Genomic DNA, 18,706 nt, shown 5'->3' on the forward strand with positions numbered 1-18,706 from the left:
GAAGCGCCATGCGTCAGCTCCAAGCGAATCGGCCCAAAGTGATTGAACCGTTGATTGAAAGCATCCGGCCGGCTCCTCGCAGAGTCGGCCGGCAGGCCATCAAACCCGAGCAGGAACGGGCAAGGGTGCGGCCAGCAAGCGCTCGTCGAGCATGCCCAGACCTTCCTGGAACAGCTGATTACTGCGCTCGGTATCACCCAGTTGGGCCAGCAACCGCGCCAACTCGGCACAGGCTTCAGGATTGCGCTGCACTCGCAGGCTGCTTTCCAGATAATCCCGCGCCTTGCCCCACAGGCTGTTCTGCAGGCACAAACGCCCCAGGGTCAGCAGCAGGCTCGGGTCATCCGGATGATCCTTGAGCCAGTGCTCAGCCGCTTGCAGCTGACGCGCAGGGTCAGCCCCGCGCAACAGACCATAGAGGCGTGCCAGATGGCTGTCGTACTTGCGTTTGAGCGCGCTGCGTAAGACTTCCTCGGCCTGAACCTCGGCGCCCAGCTGGCGCAGTTGGTCGGCATAGGCCAGCACCAGTTGCGGCTCCTGGCGCTGAGCGGAGGTGAGTTGCTGCCAGGCTCGGTCCAGGGACTGCAGGCCCACCGCGCCGTCTTCTTCACGGCGCCCGGCCAGGGTCAGGTTCTCACCCCAGGCCCGACGCTCCAGTTCGACCAGCTCGGCGGGCGGCAGGACCTTGTCCTTGCGCAACTCGGGCAGCAGGCGGATAAGCGCCGACCAATCACCGCGCTGCTGATGCAAACGCTGCAATTGACGCAGCACTTGCACGCTGTGGGGATGCCGCTCGTGCATGGCCTGCAGGGTGGTCAGCGCACCGTCGGTGTCGCCACGGTCGGTCTGCAACTGCGCGTGACTCAGGGCCACTGCCAGCTCGGCCTGGGGCTGACGCTCCAGGGCACGCTCCAGCAGGCTGTCGCACTCCTCATAGTGACCCAGTTCATTGGCCGCCCGCGCCGCGCCAAGGTAGTACAGCAGCGGTTGGCGCTCGGCTTCGGCCGCCCGGTGCAGGTGCCGCTGGGCACTGGCCCAGCGTCCTTCGGCCAGATCCATCTGGCCCTGCTCGATGGCGATCTGCACCCGACGGCTGCGATTGCGGCGCGACCAGGGGTTGACCACACCACTGGAGGCGGTCACCAGCTCGATCAGCACTTTGATGCCCCACACAGCCAGCCAGATCAGCGCCACCACTGCCAGGGCAGCCCAAAAGCTCGATTGATAACGGAAGCTGCTGTAGGCGATCAGTACGTAACCCGGATGCTCGGCAATCGCCAACCCCAGCAAGCCGATGGCCGCGACCACCAGCAGTACAATCACATACACGCGCTTCATGGGCTGGTCTCCTGCGCCGGGTTGGCGGCAGGTTTGGCCGCTGGCTTCAGCGACTCATCGACCCGCAGGTTACGTCGTTCCAGATACGCCTGGACGGTGTTCAGGGTCTCGGTCAGGTCGGGCGTCACCACCTTCACCGGTTGTTTGCCGACCTCGATTATCTGCTCCAGCATCAGTTTGCTTTGCGGATTGTCCAGGCTGAAATTGCTGGTGAGCACGTCGCGGGCCTCGGCCAGGGCCTGGGCATAAACCTCTGCCTCGCCATTGAGCGCCGCCCACTGCGCCTGCTCCAATGCCAGGCTGAGTGCCAGGCGCACCTGGGTCAGGCTTTGCCCGGCCAGCAGCGGCTGGATGTTCTTGTCGGCGTCGAAGTCGATGCGAATGTAGCGCGAGATCTGATCCCACCAGCGTGCCCAGCGGCTGGCGCCATCGCCATCAGCCGGCAGGTTCGACGATTCGGTACTTGGGTGAAACTCCGGCGCCAGAGCGGTGAGCTGCAGGACCTGGCCGCGCAAGGCGCCCAATTGCAGGAACAACCCGGTACGGTCCGGCTGCTTGACGCTGCGCAAGTCGACCAGGCTCTTGGCCAATGCGTCGCGGGCGGCGAAGGCGCCCGAGTCGTCCTGCTCGCCGAGGATCTGATCGGCGCCCTGGACCAGGGCCCGCGCGCTGTTGACGTCCTGCAATGCCGAAAGGCGCAAGCTGGCCAGGCGCAGCAGATGCTCGGCCTCGGCCAGGCGCCAGTCTTTACGGCTGGCACTGAGCACGGTCTCAAGGCGTTGACTGAGGTGTTGTTGATCGCGCTGCAATTGCGCCACCAGGTTGCGGCTGGCTTCCAGCTCATTGGCCGGCGGCATTTGATCCAGGCGCGTGCCCATGCGCTGCTCGCTGAGCTTCAGGCCCTGCGCCTGGTCACCCAGGGTTTGCAGTTGTGCCAATTGCTGCTGGTTGAGGGCTTGCAGGTTGCGCACCTGCCACACGCCCCAACCACCGGCGGCGACACCCGCCGCGCCCAGCAACAGGGCCAGAATCGCCAACCCGTTACCGCGACGCTGGGCGACTGGGGTTGCGGGTTCAGTCGGGGCGTTGAGCGCCGGCTGGACTTGATCTTCAGGCAAGGTCGTTTCGCTCACGTATCCATCCTTTGCATTAGAGAACGGGCACGGGTTGCTCCCGTAACGCCGTTAGCAAGGCCGCGGCACTGGCGCCACGACAATCCACAACTGTTTGGGCCCCGGCAGCACGCGCCATCTCGGCGACCCGTGGGCTTGGAACAAACAACGGCAACTGCGCCAATTCGTCCCAGGCCGCGCCCGCCATTTGATGCAGGTGCGTAAAACCCTGTCCACTGCTGACCACCAGCCCGTTCAAGCGTTCCGCTCGAATACGTCGTACCAGGCTGCCATCGGCATAAGCGGGCAGGCAACGACGATACAGTTCCAAGTAATCGACACTAGCACCTTGATTGCCCAAGCGCTCAGCCAGCAGCTCGCGCCCGCCTTCGCCACGCACGATCAGGACGCGCGGCTCGGGGCGTGCAATAGCCTCGCGCAACTGGGGAAGCTCAAGCAAGGCTTCGCTGTCATCGCCCTGTTCCGGGTAGAACACATCAAGGCCGTGATCAGCGAGAATCTGTGCGGTGGCCGCACCCACGCTGAACCAGCGCTGGCGAGGCGGATGTGGCCAGAACTCCTGGAGCAATTCAATTGCCAGGCGTGCGGCCGGCTTGCTGACCACGATCACGGCGCAGTAGCGCTCCAGTTGCAGCAACGTCGCCCGCTGCGCCTCGCCCAGCACCAGGGGCTCGATCTCCAACAGCGGCAGGCTGCTGCTGAAACAACCCGCATCTGCCAAAGTGGCGGCCAACGCCGCCGACTCCTCTGTCGGCCGGGTCAGCAGCAGACGCCAGCCGGTCACTCTTCGCCAGCCTCGCCATAGACTGCACGCAGAATATCGTCGGCGCCCTGGGCCAGCAGGTCTTCCGCCACCTGGACTCCCAACTCGGATGCCGCAGCACGCGGGCCACGGGCTTGCGCGCTGAGCAGCAGGCCGCCACTCGGCTCGCCGACCAGGCCACGCAGCCAGATCTGTTCGCCTTCAAGCACGGCGTAGCATGCGATCGGCACCTGGCAGCCGCCATTCAAGTGTTTGTTGAGGGCACGCTCGGCGGTCACGCGGGTGGCGGTGTCGGCGTGGTGCAGCGGTGCGAGCAGCTTGTGGATCTCGCTGTCGGCGGTGCGACATTCGATGCCGACCGCGCCCTGGCCGCCGGCCGGCAGGCTGTCATCGACACTGATCGAGGAGCTGATGCGATCTTCAAAACCCAGGCGGATCAGGCCGGCGGCAGCCAGGATGATCGCGTCGTACTCGCCGGCATCCAGCTTGGCCAGCCGGGTGTTGACGTTGCCACGCAGAAAGCGGATCTGCAGGTCAGGGCGGCGGGTCAGCAACTGCGCCTGACGACGCAGGCTGGAGGTGCCGACGATACTGCCCTCGGGCAATTGCTCAAGGCTGGCGTAGGTATTGGAAACAAAGGCGTCGCGCGGGTCTTCGCGTTCGCAGATGCAGAACAGGCCCAGGCCTTCGGGGAAGTCCATGGGCACGTCTTTCATCGAGTGCACGGCGATGTCGGCCTGGTTCTCCAGCAGCGCGGTTTCCAGTTCCTTGACGAACAGGCCCTTGCCACCGATTTTCGACAGTGGCGAATCAAGCAGCTTGTCGCCGCGACTGACCATGGGCACCAGCGTCACCACGAGACCCGGATGGGCCTCTTCGAGACGGGCTTTGACGTATTCGGCCTGCCACAAGGCCAGGGCACTTTTGCGGGTAGCGATGCGGATCTCGCGAGAGGACATGGATCAATCCGTACTGAATAGATACGGCAGATAATAACAGCTCAGCCAAATCCGCTTTGACTTGTATCAGAAACAGCGCCGCCTGCCCGGCCTCGGGGCCCAGCTCGGCGACGTCCCATGGCCGCCCTAAAGCTGCTGCATCATTTTGCGCACGCCCGCGACATGCCGTCGGCTGACGATCAGGGCGTCGCCATTGAGGCCTTTGAGAAACAACTGGAAGTGCCCCAGGGGTGTTCGCTGCAAACGTTCGATGCGCTCGCGGGCCACCAGGGCATTGCGGTGGATGCGCACAAAACGATCGCCGAATTCGTCTTCAAGCGCCTTGAGCGGCTCGTCAAGCAGCACTTCTCCGCCCTCGTGGCGCAAGGTCACGTATTTGTGATCGGCGATAAAATAGATCACCTGGGCCAGGGGGATCAGCTCAATCCCCTTGCGGGTACGGGCGCTGATATGACTGCGCGGCCCATTGCCGCTTTCGGCGGCAGGACGAGTCAAGGCTGCCAGCTGCACGCGATTGGGTCGTTCGGCATGCTTGAGGGCTTCGAGCAACGATTCGGGGCGCACCGGCTTGACCAGATGGCCCACGGCGCTGGCGTTGAATGCTTCGAGCGCGAATTCATCCTGGGCCGCGCAAAACACCACGGCGGGTGGAGTTTCCCGCTCGCATAACCTGGCGGCAACCTGCAAACCGTCCAGGCCGGGCATGCGGATATCAAGCAAGACGATATCCGGCTTCAGGCTGCCGATCAGGGTCAACGCCTCATCGCCATTGGTGGCGCTGGGCTCCAGGACACTGTATCCCTCGAGTTCACTGACCATACGGCTCAGACGCTCGCGGGCTTGGGGTTCGTCATCAACGATCAGGACATTCATATAGCGCTGGATTCCTGCGTGAGTCTCGCACAAGGATAGCGTAGACAGGTGAAGTGACGTCCGTCACGGCGATCCACGCTAAGACTAGTGCGAAGGCCAAAAAGTGCCGCAAGCCGGTTACCAATATTTGCCCGGGCCTGCCCGATACCGCTCCACAACCTTGGAAGCACGACGCCGTCGCAGGGTCTGCTGATACCCGACATACCTGCCCCCTCTTCTACCGTCGCCCCAGGTTATGCCCGTGCACCCTCGCTGTACTGGGGGGCTCCATGGCCGGGAGCGATCGCCACATTCGATTGCCAGGCCCGGCGCGAGACCACAAGGGTCTGCGCCAGTGCGCTGGTACTACAGTCCAACTGTAGACGGTTGCCAAGACGATATTGCTCAATCGAAAAATATCGTTTCAACATAATCGCTACCACGCCCATCCATTGCCGCTTGCTGTCCCCTGCGCGATGCAGGGCACGACCCTAGTCTCTGCGCGCCCGAGGCCCGCGACAAGCCGTCAACCTGGCCCCATGACAAATAAAAATCCTGCCGACCGGCGCCAACGACAGTCCGGGCAACCCTGTTATTATCCGCGACAACTTTTCACGCCATTTCCATTCAGCAGATCACGAGCGATTTCATGAGCACTGACAAGACCAATCAGTCCTGGGGCGGCCGCTTCAGTGAACCCGTCGACGCCTTCGTCGCCCGCTTCACCGCCTCTGTCACTTTCGACCAGCGCCTGTATCGCCACGACATCATGGGCTCGATCGCCCACGCCACGATGCTGGCCAAGGTCGGCGTGCTGACCGATGCCGAGCGCGACACCATCATCGAAGGCTTGAACACCATCCAGGGCGAAATCGAGGCGGGCAGTTTCGACTGGCGCATCGACCTGGAAGACGTGCACATGAACATCGAGGCGCGCCTGACCGACCGCATCGGCATCACCGGCAAGAAGCTGCACACCGGGCGTAGCCGTAACGACCAGGTCGCCACCGATATCCGCCTGTGGCTGCGCGACGAAATCGACCTGATCCTGGCTGAGATCACCCGTCTGCAAAAAGGTCTGCTGGAACAGGCCGAGCGCGAAGCCGGCAGCATCATGCCCGGCTTCACTCACCTGCAAACCGCGCAGCCGGTGACCTTCGGGCACCACATGCTGGCCTGGTTCGAAATGCTCAGCCGCGACTACGAGCGCCTGGTCGACTGCCGCAAGCGCACCAACCGCATGCCCCTGGGCAGCGCCGCACTGGCCGGCACCACATACCCCATCGACCGTGAATACACCGCACAGCTGCTGGGTTTCGACGCCGTCGGCGGCAACTCCCTGGACAACGTTTCCGATCGCGACTTCGCCATCGAATTCTGCGCCGCAGCGAGCATCGCGATGATGCACTTGTCGCGGTTCTCCGAAGAGTTGGTGCTGTGGACCAGCGCGCAGTTCCAGTTCATCGACCTTCCGGACCGCTTCTGCACCGGCAGCTCGATCATGCCGCAAAAGAAAAACCCCGACGTGCCGGAGCTGGTTCGCGGCAAGAGCGGCCGGGTATTCGGCGCCCTGATGGGCCTGCTGACCCTGATGAAAGGCCAGCCCCTGGCCTACAACAAGGACAACCAGGAAGACAAGGAACCGCTGTTCGACGCCGCCGATACCCTGCGCGATTCGCTGCGGGCCTTCGCCGACATGATCCCGGCCATCAAGCCCAAGCACGCCATCATGCGCGAAGCAGCGCTGCGCGGCTTCTCCACCGCCACCGACCTCGCCGACTACCTGGTTCGTCGCGGCCTGCCATTCCGTGATTGCCACGAAATCGTCGGCCACGCCGTGAAGTACGGTGTGGAAAGCGGCAAGGACCTGGCGGAAATGAGCCTGGAAGAGCTGCGCAAATTCAGCGATCAGATCGAGCAGGACGTGTTCGCCGTGCTGACCCTGGAAGGCTCGGTGAATGCCCGTGACCACATCGGCGGCACCGCGCCGGCCCAGGTCAAGGCTGCCGTGGTTCGCGGCCAGGCGCTGCTGGTCAGCCGCTAAACCACTCGCCGACCAGCCCGTTCCAGCCATTGGCGCTGGAGCGGGCCGGCTGGCGCCCCACCTGAGGTTCTATTTCTTGCTGGCGACCATCGCCAGGAACTGCGGCATCGCCGCATCCTTGTCAGCCGCCACGCGCCGGGCATGGGGACGTTGCTCGAGTTGTTCGAGCAGCGCCTTGGCTGCCGGCATCTGCGCCAGATAATCCACGCCGAACAGCTTCTGGCCCACCGCGCAGGCCAGGCTCACGCTGTACATGAAATACAGATCCGCCACGCTCAGACTGTCGCCCGCCACATAGGGCGCGAACTTGGCGTGTCGGCCCAGGGCGGCGAACCCCTGCAGCAGGTCGGCATGGGATTTTTCCTTGATCACAGCTGGCAACGGCATGCCGAAGAACGCCTCGGGGTAGCAGGCGCGGGCCGGCAACTCGATGTACAGCTCGATCTCCTTGGCCAGGGCCAGCACCTGCGCTCGCAGGTAAGGATCCGTGGGCAGCAGTTTCGGGCCAGCCTGGGTCTGCTCGATGTATTCGAGGATCACGCTGGTTTCGTTGATAAAGCCCTGCTCCACGTGCAGCACCGGCACCTTGCCCCGTGGGCTGATGGCCAGCGCCTCCGGGCTTTGGCCGGCGTAGAACGGGACTTCCTCGAAGGGCAGCCCCTTCTCCAGCAACGCCAGTTTCACCATGTTGTAGTAGTTGCTGACACTGAATCCATAGAGCTTGAGCATCACATAGCCTCCGGGCCGTGCAGGGGGTTGGCAGCGCCTCTTTATAGATCCTGGGGTCCACTCTCGCCAGCAGCATCAGCGCTCTGAATGCAGGTAAACTGGCGACCTTTCCTTGAGGAGCCTGCCATGAGCGAGCCGACCGACATCGACCACGACGAAGAAGAATTCACCGAAAACACCTTGATCGAAGCGATCGAAAACCAGATCGAAAGTGACAACCCGCCAGCGGCCAAGGCCACGTTCAACAAGCTGACCCTGGTCGGCTACGAACGCGAGGAAATCCTCAGCCTGATGGCCCACGTGCTGGCCGTGGAGATCGACGCCATCCTCGAAGAAGACCGGGCGTTCGACACCCAATGGTATGAAACAGCCCTGCGCGCCCTGCCCGAGCTGCCGCCAGAGAAGAAGTAAACCCGGACCGCACCCAGAAAGCCGGACCTGCCTGCATCCAAGCAACCGGCGCTCCCCCTGCTCGCCCCCCTGTCGCCGGTGGCGTGCCGGCATTTGCCCGGCGCGACTGACGCCACCACTGCACCGACAAGCCGCCTGCGGCCATACACCGCTGCCCCACACTGAAAAAGCCCACCGCGAATACTGGACAGGCCGCACAACTGCGTTCACCTTAGGAACGCTGTCGTCTAATTCCTAGAAAGTCTGGAGTCCTTATGTCGTATACCCCTGAGCTGGTTGCCGAACTGGAAATCCTTGCACTCTTCAACCTGGACAGTTCCCAGGAAGGCCTGAAAATTCATCAGACCGCTGCCCCGAAAGCTATCGCTGCCGCACAACGCCTATTCGACAAAGACCTGATTACCCAGCCCGATGGCGGCTACCTGACCAGCCTGGGTCGGGATGCTGCCGAGCACGCCCAAGGCCTGCTGACCATTCTGGCGGTCAACGAAACCGCTTAAACGCTCGCGTCCGGCCCCCGGGATCCCCGTCTGTCGGATTCCGCGGGCGCACCCCTTCCAGGCGGTGGAAATCTGACGTCAAAAATCAAAATTCGACTTAAGGCCTGCCCCGTCTGGCTGTAAACTGCCGAGCGACCGATACCTCCCACGTTCGAGCTGCGCGAGCCGTTAGCAATGACCCGCACCCATGAAATCCGCCCCGATCTGGACGAGGGAATCGACCGCAAGGTTCTCAGCCAACTGCGTGCGCGTTTTCTCAAGCTCAATGAAGGCCGCATGGCCCGGGCGATGGAGGGGTTGTCTCCACGCCAGCAGGGTGTGCTCAACCTGCTGCCGCTGTTCTTCCACGTCAATCATCCGCTGCTGCCAGGTTATGTTTCCGGCAGCACCCCGGCCGGGCTGTCCAATTACGAACCCGACGCCCAGGCCCTGGCCGAAGCCCAGCGCCTGACCCGCTCGTTTTCCTACAAGGCACGCCACGGCAATCCACCGCGACCGATCCATGGTCTGTTCCTGATGGGCAGCCTGGGCACCCTGGCCCAGGCCGACCAGAGCGACATGGATGTCTGGGTCTGCCACGCACCGGATCTGAGCGACAGCGAGCTCGCTGAGCTACGCAAGAAATGCCAGCTGCTGGAAGCCTGGGCCGACAGCCAGGGCGCCGAGGCGCACTTCTTCCTGATCGATCCGAGCCGCTTCGTGCGCGGCGAGCGCGATACCCAGCTGAGTTCCGACGACTGCGGCACCACCCAGCACTACCTGCTGCTCGACGAGTTCTATCGCACCGCGATCTGGCTGGCCGGGCGCACCCCGTTGTGGTGGCTGGTGCCGGTGTATGAGGAAACCCGCTACGCCCAGTACACCCAAACCTTGCTGTCCAAGCGCTTTGTGCCGGCTGAGGAGAACCTCGACCTCGGCCACCTGGCGCGCATCCCCCCTGGGGAATTCATTGGCGCCGGGCTGTGGCAGTTGTTCAAGGGCATCGAGTCACCGTACAAGTCGGTCCTCAAGCTGCTGCTGACCGAGGTCTATGCCAGCGAGCACCCCAAGGTCGAGTGCCTGAGCCTGCGTTTCAAGCAGGCGGTGTTCGCCAACCGCCTGGACCTGGACGAGCTGGACCCCTACATCGTGGTCTACCGGCGTATCGAGGAATACCTCAAGGCCCGCGCCGAACCTGAACGCCTGGAGCTGGTGCGACGCAGCCTGTACCTCAAGGTCAATCGCAAGCTCAGCAGCGGCAGCGGCGCACGCAACCCAAGCTGGCAACGCTTGCTGCTCGAACGCCTGGCCAATGAATGGGGCTGGGACCAGCGCCAGCTGGCCATGCTCGACAGCCGCAGCCAGTGGAAGGTGCGCCAGGTCAGCGCCGAGCGCCGGGCGCTGGTCAACGAGCTGAACTACAGCTACCGCTTCCTGACCCAGTTCGCCCGCACCGAGCAGACCGTCAGCCTGATCAACAAGCGCGACCTCAATGTGCTCGGGCGCAGGCTGTACGCGGCCTTCGAGCGCAAGGCCGGGAAGATCGAATTCATCAACCCGGGGATCGCCCCGGACCTGGCCGAAGACACCCTGACCCTGGTCCAGTCGCCGAACCGCAAGGAACCCGGGCAATCCCATTGGGGTTTGTACAACGGCAGCCTGAGCGCCCTGGAATGGGAAAATTTCGCGCCGATCAAGCGCAGCCGCGAGCTGCTGGAGCTGCTGACCTGGTGCCATCGCAACGGCGTGATCGACAGCACTACACGCCTGGCCCTGCACCCCGGCACCAGCGACCTCAGCGAATTCGAGCTGTTCAACCTGCTGGGCAGCCTGCAACAAACCATCGCCCTGCCCCTGACCACGGTCAGCGAAGAGCAGTTGCTGCATGCCAGCGTGCCCAGCGAGGTGCTGGTGCTGGTGAATATCGGCGTCGACCCGCTCAAGCATCACCGCGACTTGAATATCCTGATGACCACCGAGCGTACCGACTCCCTGAGTTACGCCGGGGTCCGGGAAAACCTGGTGCTGACCCTCGACCAGGTCACGCTCAATAGCTGGAACGAGGTGATGGTCAGCCGCTACGACGGCGCCCACGCCCTGCTCGACTGCCTGCGCGACTACCTCAACAACCTGCCGCGCGGCACCCAGCCACGGCTGCGGGTGCGTTGCTTCTGTCATAACCGCGCCCAGTTCATCGCCCAGCGCGTCGAAGAAATCTTCGACATGGCGCAGAACCTGTTGCTCAGCCAGCTCAACCATCGCTACCTGATCCAGGTGCAGCAGCACTACCACGTGCTGGAGCTGGTGCCGGGGCAGGTCAACCATGTGGCCCTGGCAAGCCTGCCGGCGCTGCTGGCCTACCTCGGCGAAGAACAGCTGAGTTACAGCCCGCTGCACCTGGACCCGATGGCCCTGGAGGATCAGGACCTGGCGCTGGTCCTGCCCATGGGCCAGCCCGAGTGCATCCAGGTGTTCTATCGGATCATCGACAGCGAAGCCGAACTCTACGTGCTCGATGAATTCAATGCCCTCTGGCAGCAGCGCCTGCCTTACCACGACGAGCAAAGCCTGCTGGTGCCGTTGCAACGCTTTCTGCAGTCAATTCTGTATCGCCGGGACGCGCTGTTGCCGATGGATGCCAGCCAGCCGGTAGCGCCACTGGAAGCCTTGTACTACCAGATCCTGCCGTCGGGCAGCGGCCGGGCGCGCCGCGTGGAACCGCGCCCGGCGCCGCTGACCCCGGTGGACAAGCCGTTTTATGACGTGCAGGCAATCATCGGCAAGGCTGCACCGGGCCAGGTGCAGGTCACCCTGTATTGCAATCAGCGGGAGTTCTCCGAACTGGAGCATGGCGACCAGCTGTTCAGCGTGGTCGCCCGGGAAATCGTCGAGCAGCGGCACGAGACGCAGCGTTATCGCTGCTACATCACCGATCTGGATCTGTCGGGCCTGCTGGGCGATGCACAAAGCCCGAGCAATCTGTACCTGCGCTACAAGTCTGACCTGGAGCGCGCACTGAACGACGCGCTCGAGCAGGTCTAGGGGGCTTCAGAGATGGAAGTCGCCGGCCGCTTCAGGCTGGTATTCCACTTCCAGCAGTGCCAGCTTCAGAGTCTTGCCGCCCGGCGCCGGCCAGTCGATGTGCTGACCCACCTGCAAACCCAGCAGCGCACTGCCGACCGGGGCCAGGATTGAAATCTTGCCTTCGTCGGCATTGGCGTCCTGCGGGTACACCAGGGTCAGGTGGTAATCCTTGCCACTGCCTTCTTCACGGCAATGCACACGCGAGTTCATAGTCACGACACCCGCTGGGACTTCATCGTGACCAACCAGTGTTTCGGCGCGATCCAGCTCGGTTTGCAGCGCGATAACGCCAGGCAGCGAGTCGTCCAGGCTGTCGATCAGGCGCTCCAGACGTTGCACGTCAAGGCGGGTGAGGATGATGGTAGGTGCGGTGCTCATGATCCAGGCAGACTCCTTTTTTCTGCACAAAAAAGCAAAACCCCGCCAAATAAGACGGGGTTCTCACAGACCTCGATGTGGCGAGGCGTAACCGGACACTACCACAGCACAATAAATAAACAAGCCGCCGGCCACAGACCCTAGCCGAGGTCGGCTGCCGCATTTCGGCGTGTCAGCGCCTGGGCGCAGATATCGCGCCGCCGCTGGTCATCGGCCGAGCGCCATTCGCGGATGTCTTCGACATGGCGAAAGCAGCCGCGGCAGACTTTCTCTTCGTCCAGGCGGCACAGGCTGATGCACGGCGAGGCCACCGCCGGGCTGATATTGCTGTACAGCGGCTTGGGGGCACGCACCGGCGCGGTCTGGGTCACGGTCTCAGAGCCCTTCGAACTCAAGCTTGATATCTGCCTGCTCTTCGACGATCCGCTCGAGCATTTCGCCCAGCTGCTCTTCGCTCTTGTCGCACATCCAGCGCTCGCTTTCTTCGTCGTAGTCGAAGTGGAAACCACCGGAGCGCGCCGCCAGCCACAGCTGACGCAAAGGCTCCTGGCGACTGAAGATCACCTGGCTGCCGTTTTCGAACTTGACGGTGAGGACACCGGCCGAGCTCTCCAGATCGATGTCCAGGTCACTCTCGTCGAAAATATCCTCCAGCATCTGCTGGGTCGTATCGACCAGATCGTGGAAACGGGCTTCAGTCAAACTCATTGTGGCAACCTCAAAAAGTGTCTACTCACGCTCAAGCGCCGCAAGATACGGAGGCATCCAGGCGAATGCAAAGGATACCGATCAAGGGCACAAAGGCCATGCAAATTATTTCCGTGCCCGCCCGCCGACACCCGGGCGCCGCGGGCAAAGGCCCGCCGGACGGGAGCCGCGCCGCATAGGCAAGCTGCAAGGTGGCCGGTATACTCGGGCGCAATTAACGCATTCTCAAGGATTTCGCCATGAAGCGCCTGATCTCTTCCCTTGCTGCGCTCGTCGCGGTTGCCTGCCTCGTTACTGCCTGTGGTCAAAAAGGTCCGCTGTATCTCCCCGATGACAGCAAGTCCCCTGAAGAACAAGCGAAGTCGCAATCGCAGTCGCACAAGCACGACTCCTACTAAGGGCAAAACATGGACGCTTTTAACTACCGCGACGGTGAGCTGTTCGCGGAAGGTGTAGCGTTGTCCGCCATTGCCCAACGCTTTGGCACGCCAACCTATGTCTATTCCCGAGCGCATATCGAAGCCCAATACCTCGCGTACGCCGATGCCCTTGCCGGCACGCCGCACCTGGTGTGCTTTGCGGTAAAAGCCAACTCCAACCTTGGTGTTCTGAACGTCCTGGCTCGCCTGGGCGCCGGTTTCGACATTGTTTCCCGTGGCGAGCTGGAACGGGTTCTGGCCGCCGGTGGCAGCGCCGACAAAATCGTCTTCTCCGGTGTCGGCAAAAGCCGCGAAGACATGCGCCGCGCCCTGGAAGTCGGGGTGCACTGCTTCAACGTCGAATCCACCGACGAGCTGGAGCGCCTGCAGGTCGTGGCCGCCGAGCTGGGTGTGCGGGCCCCGGTATCGTTGCGGGTCAACCCGGATGTGGATGCCGGCACCCACCCGTACATCTCCACCGGTCTCAAGGAAAACAAGTTCGGCATCGCCATCGCCGACGCCGAAGACGTGTATGTCCGCGCCGCACAACTGCCGAACCTGGAAGTGGTGGGGGTCGACTGCCATATCGGTTCGCAACTGACGACCCTGGCGCCCTTCATCGATGCCCTCGACCGCCTGCTGGACCTGGTGGATCGCCTCGGCGATTGCGGGATCTACCTGCGCCACATCGATCTCGGTGGCGGCCTGGGCGTGCGTTATCGCGATGAAGAGCCTCCGCTGGCTGCCGACTACGTCAAGGCCGTGCGCGAGCGCCTCGACGGCCGCGACCTGGCCCTGGTGTTCGAACCCGGACGCTTCATTGTCGCCAACGCCGGGGTCCTGCTGACCCAGGTCGAGTACCTCAAGCACACCGAACACAAAGACTTCGCCATCGTCGATGCCGCCATGAACGACCTGATCCGCCCGGCGCTGTACCAGGCCTGGATGGACGTCACGGCCGTGCGCCCTCGGGATGCCGAGCCACGGAACTACGACATCGTCGGCCCGATCTGCGAGACCGGGGACTTCCTGGCCAAGGAACGTCAGTTGGCGCTGGAGGAAGGCGACCTGCTGGCCGTGCATTCCGCCGGGGCCTACGGTTTCGTCATGAGCTCCAACTACAACACCCGCGGCCGCGCCGCCGAAGTGTTGGTCGATGGTGACCAGGCTGTTGAAGTGCGTCGCCGCGAGACGGTAGCCGAGTTGTTTGCTGGCGAAAGCCTGCTGCCGGAGTAAGCCATGCTGCTGCGTTTTACCAAGATGCACGGCCTGGGCAATGACTTCATGGTTCTCGACCTGGTCAGCCAGCACGCGCACATTCTGCCCAAACACGCCAAGCAATGGGGCGACCGCCACACCGGTGTCGGTTTTGACCAGTTGCTGATTGTCGAAGCACCAAGCAACCCGGATGTGGACTTCCGCTACCGGATCTTCAACTCCGACGGCTCCGAAGTGGAGCAGTGCGGCAACGGTGCCCGCTGCTTTGCGCGCTTTGTCCTGGACAAACGCCTGACCACCAAGCGCCAGATCCGGGTCGAGACCAAGAGCGGCATCATCGAGCTGGATATACGCAACGACGGGCAGATCAGCGTCAACATGGGCGCCCCGCGCCTGGTTCCGGCCGAGATCCCGTTTGACGCGCCGGCCCAGGCCTTGAGCTACCCGCTTGATGTCGACGGCCAACAGATCGAGCTGGCCGCCGTGTCCATGGGCAACCCCCACGCGGTGCTGCGAGTCGACGATATCAACAACGCGCCGGTGCACGAGCTGGGCCCGAAAATCGAACATCACCCGCGCTTTCCGGCCCGGGTCAATGTCGGTTTTCTCCAGGTCATCGACCGCCAGCGCGCGCAGCTGCGGGTCTGGGAACGTGGGGCCGGGGAAACCCAGGCTTGCGGTACCGGAGCTTGCGCAGCCGCAGTGGCCGCGATCAGCCAGGGGTGGATGGATTCGCCGCTATTGATCGACCTGCCAGGCGGGCGCCTGTCCATCGAATGGGCAGGCCCAGGCCAACCGGTGATGATGACCGGCCCGGCAGTACGCGTATACGAAGGACAAGTGCGTCTATGAGTGAGCGAACCCCATGACCGACCAGCCTCAGGTTCCAGCCGAAAAGCCCGACGAATCCCCTTCCGAAAGCCTGGAGGCAGCGGCCATTGCCGCCTACCTTGAGGCTCATCCGGATTTCTTCGTCGAACACGAAGAACTGCTCCCGGCCCTGCGTATTCCCCACCAGCGTGGCGACACCATCTCGCTGGTGGAGCGGCAGATGAAGATCCTGCGCGAACGCAACATCGAGATGCGTCACCGCCTCTCGCAATTGATGGATGTGGCGCGCGACAACGACCGGCTGTTCGAAAAGACCCGCCGCCTGATTCTGGCGCTGATGGATGCCACCAGCCTCGAAGACCTGGTGATGAGTGTCGAAGACAGCCTGCGCCAGGATTTTCAGGTGCCCTTTGTCAGCCTGATCCTGTTTGGCGACAACGCCATGCCGGTGGGTCGCTGGGTCAGTGCCGGCGAGGCCCAGACCGCCATTGGCGGCCTGCTCACCGAGGGCAAGAGCGTCAGCGGCAGCCTGCGCGAGCATGAGCTGGACTTCCTGTTCGGCGAAGAACAGCGCAAGCAGATCGGCTCCACCGCCGTGGTCGCCATTGCCCATCAGGGCGTGCACGGCGTACTGGCCATCGCCAGCCGTGACCCGCAGCACTACAAGAGCTCGGTGGGCACGCTGTTTCTGAGTTATATCGCCGAAGTCCTGGGTCGACTCCTGCCGCGCTTCACCCACTCGCTGCGCTCGGTACGCTGAGCATGGAACGGCAGTTGGACGCCTACTGCGAGCACCTGCGCAGTGAGCGCCAGGTGTCGCCCCATACCCTGGAAGCCTACCGCCGTGACCTGAACAAAGTGCTGGCCTTGTGTGCCAAGCAGCAGGTCGCCAGTTGGGCGACGCTCGACATCCAGGCCCTGCGCAGCATGGTCGCCCGCCTGCATCAGCAGGGACAATCATCCCGCAGCCTGGCGCGTCTGCTGTCGGCGGTGCGCGGCCTCTACCACTATCTGAACCGTGAAGGCCTGTGCAACCACGACCCGGCCAACGGCCTGGCGCCGCCCAAGGGTGAACGCCGCCTGCCCAAGACCCTGGACACCGACCGCGCCCTGCAACTGCTGGACGGCGCCGTGGAGGACGATTTCCTGGCCCATCGCGACCAGGCGATCCTGGAGCTGTTCTACTCCTCGGGCCTGCGCTTGTCGGAGCTGACCGGGCTCAACCTGGACCAACTGGACCTGGCGGACGGCCTGGTCCAGGTGCATGGCAAGGGCAGCAAGACCCGGGTCCTGCCGGTGGGCAAGAAGGCCCGCGAGGCGCTGCAGTTGTGGTTGCCCCTGCGGGCCCTGAGCAATCCGGCGGACGATGCCGTGTTCGTCAGCCAGAAGGGCCGGCGTCTTGGCCCGCGGGCGATCCAGCTACGGGTGAAGGCTGCGGGCGAGCGCGAACTGGGGCAAAACCTGCACCCGCACATGCTGCGACACTCGTTCGCCAGCCATATGCTGGAGTCTTCCCAGGACCTGCGCGCGGTGCAGGAGCTGCTGGGCCACTCGGACATCAAGACCACGCAGATCTACACCCACCTGGATTTCCAGCACCTGGCGTCGGTCTACGACAGCGCCCATCCTCGGGCCAAACGCACCAAAGGCGGTGAGCAATGACCATCAAGCTGATCACCTTCGACCTCGACGACACCCTGTGGGATACCGCGCCGGTGATCGTCAGCGCCGAAGCCACCCTGCGCCAGTGGCTGACCGAACACGCGCCCAACCTGGGCGGTGTGCCGGTGGAGCATCTGTGGGCCATTCGCGAACGGGTGCTGGGCCAGGATCCGAGCCTCAAGCACCGCATCAGCGCCCTGCGCCGCCGCGTGCTGTTTCATGCCCTGGAAGAAGCCGGGTACGACCAGGTCCAGGCCAATCAACTGGCCGATCAGAGCTTTGAGGTATTCCTGCACGCCCGGCATCAGTTGCAGATCTTTCCCGAAGTCGTGCCGACCCTGGAAGCCCTGGCCAACCATTTCGCCCTGGGCGTGGTCACCAACGGCAATGCCGACGTGCGCCGCCTGGGCCTGGCGGACTACTTTACGTTCGCCTTGTGCGCTGAAGACATCGGCATCGCCAAGCCCGATGCGCGCCTGTTCCACGAGGCCCTGCAGCGGGGCGGGGCGACAGCGGACAGCGCCGTGCATATCGGCGACCACCCCGGCGACGACATCGCCGGCGCCCAACAGGCAGGCTTGCGGGCCATCTGGTTCAATCCCGGCGGCAAAACCTGGGAGGCCGAGCGCGCACCCGACGCCGAGATCCGCAGCCTGACCGAGCTCCCCGCCCTCCTCGGCCGCTGGAGATAGGGCTAAGCCGCAAGCTCTAAGCTCTAAGCTCTAAGCTCTAAGCTGACGGCTTACAGCTTGCCGCTGTCTCTCGCTGCGTCTCTCCACTTTTTTGCGCGCCAAAAAAAACCCGCAGCGACGGCGGGCTTTTTCGGGGCAGGCGCCTTAGATAGGGCGGCTACCGTACTTGTTGTCAGGCTTCTTGGGCGGGTCAGCGACCACATTGGCCTCGACTTCCTGCACTTTACCGCCACGGGCCAGGAACTCTTCCATGGCACGCGCCAGTGCATCACGCTCTTTGTTCTTGGCCTCGACGCTCGGCAGCTCGTCTACCGATACGGCAGCCTTGGCCTTGCCTTTGGCGGTCGGCGCGGGAGCATCGCCACCATCGTCTTCGACCACGTCATCGGCGGCCGCTTCAAGACCTTCTTCGGTTTCGTCTTCGTCGCCTACTTCGAGGTCGTCGTTTTCCAGATCATCGTCGCTCATGTTCTACCTCATGACTTGCGAAAAGCAGATTAGTTATAGCCCAGCTGAGCCGACTGTCGAAGGTCGCTGGAAAAAAATCAACATCCGCTGGTAACCAGCGGCTTATGCCTTATCACCGTGCAAGGTGGCAAGGACTTTACGGGCACCGCCATGATCTCGATGCTCGCCCAGATAAACACCTTGCCAGCTGCCTAGCGCCAAGCGCCCTGCCGATACCGGCAAGCTCAGTTGGCAGCCCAGCAGGCTGGCCTTGAAGTGCGCCGGGAGGTCGTCCGCGCCTTCGTCGTTATGTTCATACCCGGCCATACCTTGCGGCACCAGCCCGTTGAAAAAACGCTCGAAGTCACGTCGAACCGCCGGATCGGCGTTCTCGTTGATGGTCAACGAGGCCGAGGTATGCTGCAGCCACAGATGCAACAGACCGACCCGACAGGCCTTCAACTCAGGCAAGCCGGCGAGCAATTCGTCCGTTACCAGGTGAAAGCCTCGGGGCCTTGCCCGCAGGGTAATCAGAGTCTGTTGCCACATACAGTTCTCC

21 protein-coding genes and 1 pseudogene are annotated in these 18,706 nt (G+C 63.2%); 10 read left to right on the forward strand and 12 right to left on the reverse strand.

The genetic code is table 11. The annotated features are described in order from the left end of the window. Positions 1-99: 99 nt before the first annotated feature. The 6 genes and pseudogenes from AC19YX_RS15005 to AC19YX_RS15030 all read right to left on the reverse strand — a co-directional run. The gene (locus AC19YX_RS15005; RefSeq protein ID WP_500606531.1) at positions 100-1,338 is read right to left on the reverse strand and encodes a heme biosynthesis protein HemY; all 1,239 of its coding nucleotides are present in this window, start codon (positions 1,336-1,338) and stop codon (positions 100-102) included. Then, positions 1,335-2,471 (reverse strand): uroporphyrinogen-III C-methyltransferase, encoded by a 1,137-nt coding sequence (locus tag AC19YX_RS15010; protein WP_078470499.1) that lies wholly within the window; start codon positions 2,469-2,471, stop codon positions 1,335-1,337. The genes AC19YX_RS15005 and AC19YX_RS15010 overlap by 4 nt, the downstream gene beginning before the upstream one ends. A gap of 16 nt (positions 2,472-2,487) precedes the next feature. Then, positions 2,488-3,255 carry a uroporphyrinogen-III synthase gene (locus AC19YX_RS15015; protein ID WP_500606532.1) on the reverse strand — a complete coding sequence of 256 codons (768 nt, stop codon included), beginning with the start codon at positions 3,253-3,255 and terminating at the stop codon, positions 2,488-2,490. Continuing rightward, positions 3,252-4,193, reverse strand: coding sequence for a hydroxymethylbilane synthase (gene hemC, locus AC19YX_RS15020; protein WP_201128540.1), 942 nt, complete (start codon positions 4,191-4,193; stop codon positions 3,252-3,254). The genes AC19YX_RS15015 and hemC overlap by 4 nt, the downstream gene beginning before the upstream one ends. A gap of 126 nt (positions 4,194-4,319) precedes the next feature. Beyond that, complete coding sequence (locus tag AC19YX_RS15025) at positions 4,320-5,066, reverse strand: LytR/AlgR family response regulator transcription factor (RefSeq protein ID WP_500606533.1); 747 nt, start codon at positions 5,064-5,066, stop codon at positions 4,320-4,322. Then, a pseudogene (locus AC19YX_RS15030) lies at positions 5,063-5,215 on the reverse strand (sensor histidine kinase); the annotation flags it as partial. The gene AC19YX_RS15025 and the pseudogene AC19YX_RS15030, both read right to left, overlap by 4 nt. 479 nt (positions 5,216-5,694) lie before the next feature. Between AC19YX_RS15030 and argH the strand changes: the two are divergent. Then, complete coding sequence (gene argH, locus AC19YX_RS15035; RefSeq protein ID WP_500606534.1) at positions 5,695-7,089, forward strand: argininosuccinate lyase; 1,395 nt, start codon at positions 5,695-5,697, stop codon at positions 7,087-7,089. 69 nt (positions 7,090-7,158) lie between these two features. Here argH and AC19YX_RS15040 read toward each other — a convergent pair whose 3' ends face one another. Further along, positions 7,159-7,818, reverse strand: a complete 660-nt coding sequence (locus tag AC19YX_RS15040) for a glutathione S-transferase family protein (RefSeq protein WP_500606535.1) — start codon at positions 7,816-7,818, stop codon at positions 7,159-7,161. Positions 7,819-7,944: 126 nt separating this feature from the next. On the opposite strand from AC19YX_RS15040, the gene AC19YX_RS15045 reads away from it, so the two are divergent. From AC19YX_RS15045 to AC19YX_RS15055, 3 genes are all read left to right on the forward strand, one after another. Further along, positions 7,945-8,229 (forward strand): hypothetical protein, encoded by a 285-nt coding sequence (locus tag AC19YX_RS15045; protein ID WP_020295973.1) that lies wholly within the window; start codon positions 7,945-7,947, stop codon positions 8,227-8,229. A gap of 254 nt (positions 8,230-8,483) precedes the next feature. Beyond that, entirely contained in the window at positions 8,484-8,729 is a 246-nt protein-coding gene (locus AC19YX_RS15050; RefSeq protein ID WP_020295974.1) for a TIGR02647 family protein, read from the forward strand. Between the two features lie 174 nt (positions 8,730-8,903). Then, complete coding sequence (locus tag AC19YX_RS15055; RefSeq protein ID WP_201128545.1) at positions 8,904-11,750, forward strand: class I adenylate cyclase; 2,847 nt, start codon at positions 8,904-8,906, stop codon at positions 11,748-11,750. Between the two features lie 6 nt (positions 11,751-11,756). Here the strand turns inward: AC19YX_RS15055 and rnk are convergent, their stop codons facing one another. The 3 genes from rnk to cyaY all read right to left on the reverse strand — a co-directional run bounded on the left by rnk (position 11,757) and on the right by cyaY (position 12,878). Continuing rightward, positions 11,757-12,170, reverse strand: a complete 414-nt coding sequence (rnk, locus tag AC19YX_RS15060; protein ID WP_020295976.1) for a nucleoside diphosphate kinase regulator — start codon at positions 12,168-12,170, stop codon at positions 11,757-11,759. A gap of 140 nt (positions 12,171-12,310) precedes the next feature. Continuing rightward, on the reverse strand, positions 12,311-12,541 hold the full coding sequence (locus AC19YX_RS15065; protein WP_078470493.1) for a DUF1289 domain-containing protein: 231 nt from the start codon (positions 12,539-12,541) through the stop codon (positions 12,311-12,313). A gap of 4 nt (positions 12,542-12,545) precedes the next feature. Beyond that, the gene (gene cyaY / locus AC19YX_RS15070; protein ID WP_020295978.1) at positions 12,546-12,878 is read right to left on the reverse strand and encodes an iron donor protein CyaY; all 333 of its coding nucleotides are present in this window, start codon (positions 12,876-12,878) and stop codon (positions 12,546-12,548) included. 239 nt (positions 12,879-13,117) lie between these two features. Between cyaY and lptM the strand changes: the two genes are divergently transcribed. From lptM to AC19YX_RS15100, 6 genes are read left to right on the forward strand one after another with little or no spacing between them, the layout of a single operon-like run. Beyond that, positions 13,118-13,276 carry an LPS translocon maturation chaperone LptM gene (gene lptM / locus AC19YX_RS15075; protein WP_020295979.1) on the forward strand — a complete coding sequence of 53 codons (159 nt, stop codon included), beginning with the start codon at positions 13,118-13,120 and terminating at the stop codon, positions 13,274-13,276. A 9-nt stretch (positions 13,277-13,285) separates the two neighbouring features. Continuing rightward, on the forward strand, positions 13,286-14,533 hold the full coding sequence (gene lysA, locus AC19YX_RS15080) for a diaminopimelate decarboxylase (protein WP_500606536.1): 1,248 nt from the start codon (positions 13,286-13,288) through the stop codon (positions 14,531-14,533). Positions 14,534-14,536: 3 nt separating this feature from the next. Further along, entirely contained in the window at positions 14,537-15,367 is an 831-nt protein-coding gene (dapF, locus tag AC19YX_RS15085; protein ID WP_078470491.1) for a diaminopimelate epimerase, read from the forward strand. A 13-nt stretch (positions 15,368-15,380) separates the two neighbouring features. Then, positions 15,381-16,106: a DUF484 family protein gene (locus tag AC19YX_RS15090; protein ID WP_020295982.1), complete on the forward strand. Its 726-nt coding sequence runs from the start codon at positions 15,381-15,383 to the stop codon at positions 16,104-16,106. 2 nt (positions 16,107-16,108) lie between these two features. Beyond that, positions 16,109-17,008 (forward strand): tyrosine recombinase XerC, encoded by a 900-nt coding sequence (gene xerC / locus AC19YX_RS15095; protein ID WP_201128547.1) that lies wholly within the window; start codon positions 16,109-16,111, stop codon positions 17,006-17,008. Beyond that, entirely contained in the window at positions 17,005-17,700 is a 696-nt protein-coding gene (locus AC19YX_RS15100; RefSeq protein WP_201128549.1) for an HAD family hydrolase, read from the forward strand. The genes xerC and AC19YX_RS15100 overlap by 4 nt, the downstream gene beginning before the upstream one ends. A 144-nt stretch (positions 17,701-17,844) precedes the next feature. Here AC19YX_RS15100 and sutA read toward each other — a convergent pair whose 3' ends face one another. Further along, positions 17,845-18,168 carry a dormancy-specific transcriptional regulator SutA gene (gene sutA, locus AC19YX_RS15105; RefSeq protein ID WP_020295985.1) on the reverse strand — a complete coding sequence of 108 codons (324 nt, stop codon included), beginning with the start codon at positions 18,166-18,168 and terminating at the stop codon, positions 17,845-17,847. Between the two features lie 102 nt (positions 18,169-18,270). Beyond that, positions 18,271-18,696: a secondary thiamine-phosphate synthase enzyme YjbQ gene (locus tag AC19YX_RS15110; protein WP_020295986.1), complete on the reverse strand. Its 426-nt coding sequence runs from the start codon at positions 18,694-18,696 to the stop codon at positions 18,271-18,273. Positions 18,697-18,706 lie beyond the last annotated feature (10 nt).

This window comes from Pseudomonas sp. MF09150, assembly GCF_059862355.1.